This window comes from Nocardioides luteus (genome assembly GCF_000960475.2).
Classification (GTDB): domain Bacteria; phylum Actinomycetota; class Actinomycetes; order Propionibacteriales; family Nocardioidaceae; genus Nocardioides; species Nocardioides luteus_A.
Genome location: NZ_JZDQ02000067.1, coordinates 1 through 5,549, shown reverse-complemented (window position 1 = coordinate 5,549; position 5,549 = coordinate 1). Strand labels below are relative to the sequence as shown.

Genomic DNA, 5,549 nt, shown 5'->3' with positions numbered 1-5,549 from the left:
CTGCTGATCTGGCGGGAAGCGCGAATAGCGCCGAGTTGGAGAAGCGAGAGTGGCTCTGATAAAGTCTGCGAGGCGGAACCGGATCAAGGGTCTGGAGCTGGCAAGGAAACGCGAAAGCGCCGAATTGCTGAAGCGAAAGAGGCTCTGGTAGGGTTCAGCACGAAGAACAAAGCAAGACATAAAGCGAATAAAGCAGTCACCGGACTGGCTGGGACGAGAGTCTGAGATCTACCGGTGTGCGTGTGATTCTTGAGAACTCAACAGTGTGTCATAGTCGACGAATTAGTTTGTTATGCCCCGTCGACCTACATCCCAAGGGGATGTTGGTTGATGGTTTCTTTGACAATTGATTCTGGCAATTATCCAGTCCTTGTGGATTGGAACATGTCAGTGTCTCCTGTCAGGGCATCTCTTTTTCCAGGCATCGTGAGATGTTCTGGTGTTGTTTTTCAACGGAGAGTTTGATCCTGGCTCAGGACGAACGCTGGCGGCGTGCTTAACACATGCAAGTCGAGCGGAAAGGCCCTTCGGGGTACTCGAGCGGCGAACGGGTGAGTAACACGTGAGTAATCTGCCCCAGGCTCTGGGATAGCCACCGGAAACGGTGATTAATACCGGATACGACAACCGATTGCATGATCTGGTTGTGGAAAGTTTTTCGGCCTGGGATGTGCTCGCGGCCTATCAGCTTGTTGGTGAGGTAATGGCTCACCAAGGCTTCGACGGGTAGCCGGCCTGAGAGGGTGACCGGCCACACTGGGACTGAGACACGGCCCAGACTCCTACGGGAGGCAGCAGTGGGGAATATTGGACAATGGGCGGAAGCCTGATCCAGCAACGCCGCGTGAGGGATGACGGCCTTCGGGTTGTAAACCTCTTTCAGCACAGACGAAGCGCAAGTGACGGTATGTGCAGAAGAAGGACCGGCCAACTACGTGCCAGCAGCCGCGGTAATACGTAGGGTCCGAGCGTTGTCCGGAATTATTGGGCGTAAAGGGCTCGTAGGCGGTCTGTCGCGTCGGGAGTGAAAACCAGGTGCTTAACACCTGGCCTGCTTCCGATACGGGCAGACTAGAGGTACTCAGGGGAGAATGGAATTCCTGGTGTAGCGGTGAAATGCGCAGATATCAGGAGGAACACCGGTGGCGAAGGCGGTTCTCTGGGAGTATCCTGACGCTGAGGAGCGAAAGTGTGGGGAGCGAACAGGATTAGATACCCTGGTAGTCCACACCGTAAACGTTGGGCGCTAGGTGTGGGATCCATTCCACGGGTTCCGTGCCGCAGCTAACGCATTAAGCGCCCCGCCTGGGGAGTACGGCCGCAAGGCTAAAACTCAAAGGAATTGACGGGGGCCCGCACAAGCGGCGGAGCATGCGGATTAATTCGATGCAACGCGAAGAACCTTACCTGGGTTTGACATACACCGGAAAGCCGTAGAGATACGGCCCCTTTTAGTCGGTGTACAGGTGGTGCATGGCTGTCGTCAGCTCGTGTCGTGAGATGTTGGGTTAAGTCCCGCAACGAGCGCAACCCTCGTCCTATGTTGCCAGCAATTCGGTTGGGGACTCATAGGAGACTGCCGGGGTCAACTCGGAGGAAGGTGGGGATGACGTCAAGTCATCATGCCCCTTATGTCCAGGGCTTCACGCATGCTACAATGGCCGGTACAAAGGGCTGCGATCCCGCGAGGGTGAGCGAATCCCAAAAAGCCGGTCTCAGTTCGGATTGGGGTCTGCAACTCGACCCCATGAAGTCGGAGTCGCTAGTAATCGCAGATCAGCAACGCTGCGGTGAATACGTTCCCGGGCCTTGTACACACCGCCCGTCACGTCACGAAAGTCGGCAACACCCGAAGCCAGTGGCCCAACCCTTGTGGGGGGAGCTGTCGAAGGTGGGGCTGGCGATTGGGACGAAGTCGTAACAAGGTAGCCGTACCGGAAGGTGCGGCTGGATCACCTCCTTTCTAAGGAGTAAGTGGCCATGAATTCACACGGCACAAGGTTGTGTGGTGATGGTGCTACTCGCTAGTGGAATCGTCGATGAAACACCGGCTGGTTGCCGGGTGTGCTTCTCAGTACTGCCCTCCTCTTCGGAGGTGGGCGTGGAACCTGAAGTCTCCTGGTCCTGGTCTGGTCTTGACACACTGTTGGGCCCTGAGGAATCACACACGTGATTGTCTCTCTGCCCCCTTCGTCTGAAGGAGCCCGGTATGGGTGCTGGATGGGGTTGTGCGGGCTGGCCGGCGCTGAGTAAGCGTTGGAGTTGATAGTTGGATAGTGGACGCGAGCATCTTGTTTAATAAGAATGCACACACCTTGTAGGCACTTGTGAGCCTTGGTTCGTGAGTGTGGGTGTGTGTTGGTCTTCGTAGCGCATGACAGGCTCGACAACGTGATGTTGTTGTGTTTGTTGTTTTTGTTGAGTGTTTGTGAGAGATAAGCTATGAAGGGCACATGGTGGATGCCTTGGCATCAAGAGCCGAAGAAGGACGTTGGAGCCTGCGATAAGCCCTGGGGAGTTGGCAACCGAGCGTTGATCCGGGGGTGTCCGAATGGGGAAACCCAGCACGAGTCATGTCGTGTTACCTGCGCCTGAATCTATAGGGCGTGTGGAGGGAACGCGGGGAAGTGAAACATCTCAGTACCCGTAGGAAGAGAAAACAATAGTGATTCCGAGAGTAGTGGCGAGCGAAATCGGATGAGGCCAAACCAACTGCGTGTGATAGACGGCAGTCGTTGCGTAGTTGGGGTTGTGGGATATGTCTTTCATCGTCTGCCGGCGGTGAGCTCAGTAAGAAACCAAGCATGAAGGTGAACCAGTTGGGAAGCTGGGCCGTAGCGGGTGATAGCCCCGTAATCGTATGTGTTTGGCTGGGTTGATGTACTTCCCAAGTAGGACGGCACTCGTGGAATGTCGTGTGAATCTGGCGGGACCACCCGCTAAGCCTAAATACTTCTTGATGACCGATAGCGGACCAGTACCGTGAGGGAAAGGTGAAAAGTACCCCTGGCGGGGAGTGAAATAGTACCTGAAACCGTGTGCCTACAATCCGTCAGAGCCCGGCCGGCCTTTTGGCAGTGGGGGTGATGGCGTGCCTTTTGAAGAATGAGCCTGCGAGTTAGCGGTGTGTGGCAAGGTTAACCCGTGTGGGGTAGCCGTAGCGAAAGCGAGTCCTAATAGGGCGATTGAGTCGCGCGCTCTAGACCCGAAGCGAAGTGATCTAGCCATGGGCAGGTTGAAGCGCCGGTAAGACGGCGTGGAGGACCGAACCCACTTCAGTTGAAAATGGAGGGGATGACCTGTGGTTAGGGGTGAAAGGCCAATCAAACTTCGTGATAGCTGGTTCTCCCCGAAATGCATTTAGGTGCAGCGTTGTGTGTTTCTTGCCGGAGGTAGAGCACTGGATAGCCGATGGGCCCGACCAGGTTACTGACGTTAGCCAAACTCCGAATGCCGGTAAGTGAGAGCGCAGCAGTGAGACAGTGGGGGATAAGCTCCATTGTCGAGAGGGAAACAGCCCAGACCATCAGCTAAGGCCCCTAAGCGGTAACTAAGTGGAAAAGGATGTGGAGTCGCAGTGACAACCAGGAGGTTGGCTTGGAAGCAGCCACCCTTGAAAGAGTGCGTAATAGCTCACTGGTCAAGTGATTCCGCGCCGACAATGTAGCGGGGCTCAAGTTATCCGCCGAAGCTATGGCACTCCGGTTTTCCGGGGTGGGTAGGGGAGCGTCGTGTATCGGGTGAAGCAGCGGAGTGATCCAGCGGTGGACGGTACGCGAGTGAGAATGCAGGCATGAGTAGCGAATGATGTGTGAGAAACACATCCGCCGATTGATCAAGGGTTCCAGGGTCAAGCTAATCTGCCCTGGGTAAGTCGGGACCTAAGGCGAGGCCGACAGGCGTAGTCGATGGACAACGGGTTGATATTCCCGTACCGGCGAAATGACGCCCATGATGAGGCGCATGATGCTAACCATCTGAAGCATGTGTGACCGATCCCTTCGGGGTGAGGCGCGTGTGTGGAACATGGGACCCGAGTGTGTAGTAGTCAAGTGATGGGGTGACGCAGGAAGGTAGTCGAACCGGCGCGATGGTTGTCGCCGGCCAAGCATGTAGGACTGAGTCTAGGCAAATCCGGGCTCTGTATGTCTGAGATGTGATGGGGAGCCGTTTGGTGAAGTCGATGATCCTATGCTGTCGAGAAAAACCTCTAGCGAGTCATGAGCCGCCCGTACCCCAAACCGACTCAGGTGATCAGGTAGAGAATACCGAGGCGATCGAGCGAACCATGGTTAAGGAACTCGGCAAAATGCCCCCGTAACTTCGGGAGAAGGGGGGCCCGGATCGTGAACCCACTAGCTGGGGGAAGCGTGAAGGGCCGCAGAGACCAGGCCCAAGCGACTGTTTACTAAAAACACAGGTCCGTGCGAAGTTGTAAGACGATGTATACGGACTGACTCCTGCCCGGTGCTGGAAGGTTAAGAGGACGGGTTAGCACTTGTGCGAAGCTCAGAATTTAAGCCCCAGTAAACGGCGGTGGTAACTATAACCATCCTAAGGTAGCGAAATTCCTTGTCGGGTAAGTTCCGACCTGCACGAATGGAGTAACGACTTGGGCGCTGTCTCAACCGTGGACTCGGCGAAATTGCACTACGAGTAAAGATGCTCGTTACGCGCGGCAGGACGGAAAGACCCCGGGACCTTTACTATAGTTTGGTATTGGTGTTTGGTTCGGCTTGTGTAGGATAGGTGGGAGACTGTGAAGCGCACACGCCAGTGTGTGTGGAGTCATCGTTGAAATACCACTCTGGTCGTACTAGATGTCTAACTTCGGACCATGATCTGGTTCAGGGACAGTGCCTGATGGGTAGTTTAACTGGGGCGGTTGCCTCCTAAAATGTAACGGAGGCGCTCAAAGGTTCCCTCAGCCTGGTTGGCAATCAGGTGGCGAGTGTAAGTGCACAAGGGAGCTTGACTGTGAGACAGACATGTCGAGCAGGGACGAAAGTCGGAACTAGTGATCTGGCCACGGCATGTGGAAGCGTGGTCACTCAACGGATAAAAGGTACCCCGGGGATAACAGGCTGATCTTCCCCAAGAGTCCATATCGACGGGATGGTTTGGCACCTCGATGTCGGCTCGTCGCATCCTGGGGCTGGAGTAGGTCCCAAGGGTTGGGCTGTTCGCCCATTAAAGCGGCACGCGAGCTGGGTTTAGAACGTCGTGAGACAGTTCGGTCCCTATCCGCCGCGCGCGTAGGAAACTTGAGAAAGGCTGTCCCTAGTACGAGAGGACCGGGATGGACGAACCTCTGGTGTGCCAGTTGTACCGCCAGGTGCATGGCTGGTTGGCTACGTTCGGAAGTGATAACCGCTGAACGCATCTAAGCGGGAAGCACGTTTCAAGATGAGGTTTCCCACCCTTTATGGGTTAAGGCCCCCTACAGACTATGGGGTTGATAGGCCGGAGGTGTACAGCAGTGATGCCCAGCCGACCGGTACTAATAGGCCGAGGGCTTATCTTTCATAAACCCTCAACAAAAACAACAA

The 5,549-nt window shown here is 55.4% G+C and carries 2 rRNA genes; both read left to right on the top strand.

The window, feature by feature from the left end:
- The first annotated feature begins 449 nt into the window (after positions 1 to 449).
- Positions 450 to 1,963: ribosomal RNA gene (locus UG56_RS27195) — 16S ribosomal RNA — on the top strand.
- A 470-nt stretch (positions 1,964 to 2,433) separates the two neighbouring features.
- Positions 2,434 to 5,524 (top strand): 23S ribosomal RNA (locus UG56_RS27190).
- The 16S and 23S rRNA genes sit together here, the layout of an rRNA operon.
- Positions 5,525 to 5,549 lie beyond the last annotated feature (25 nt).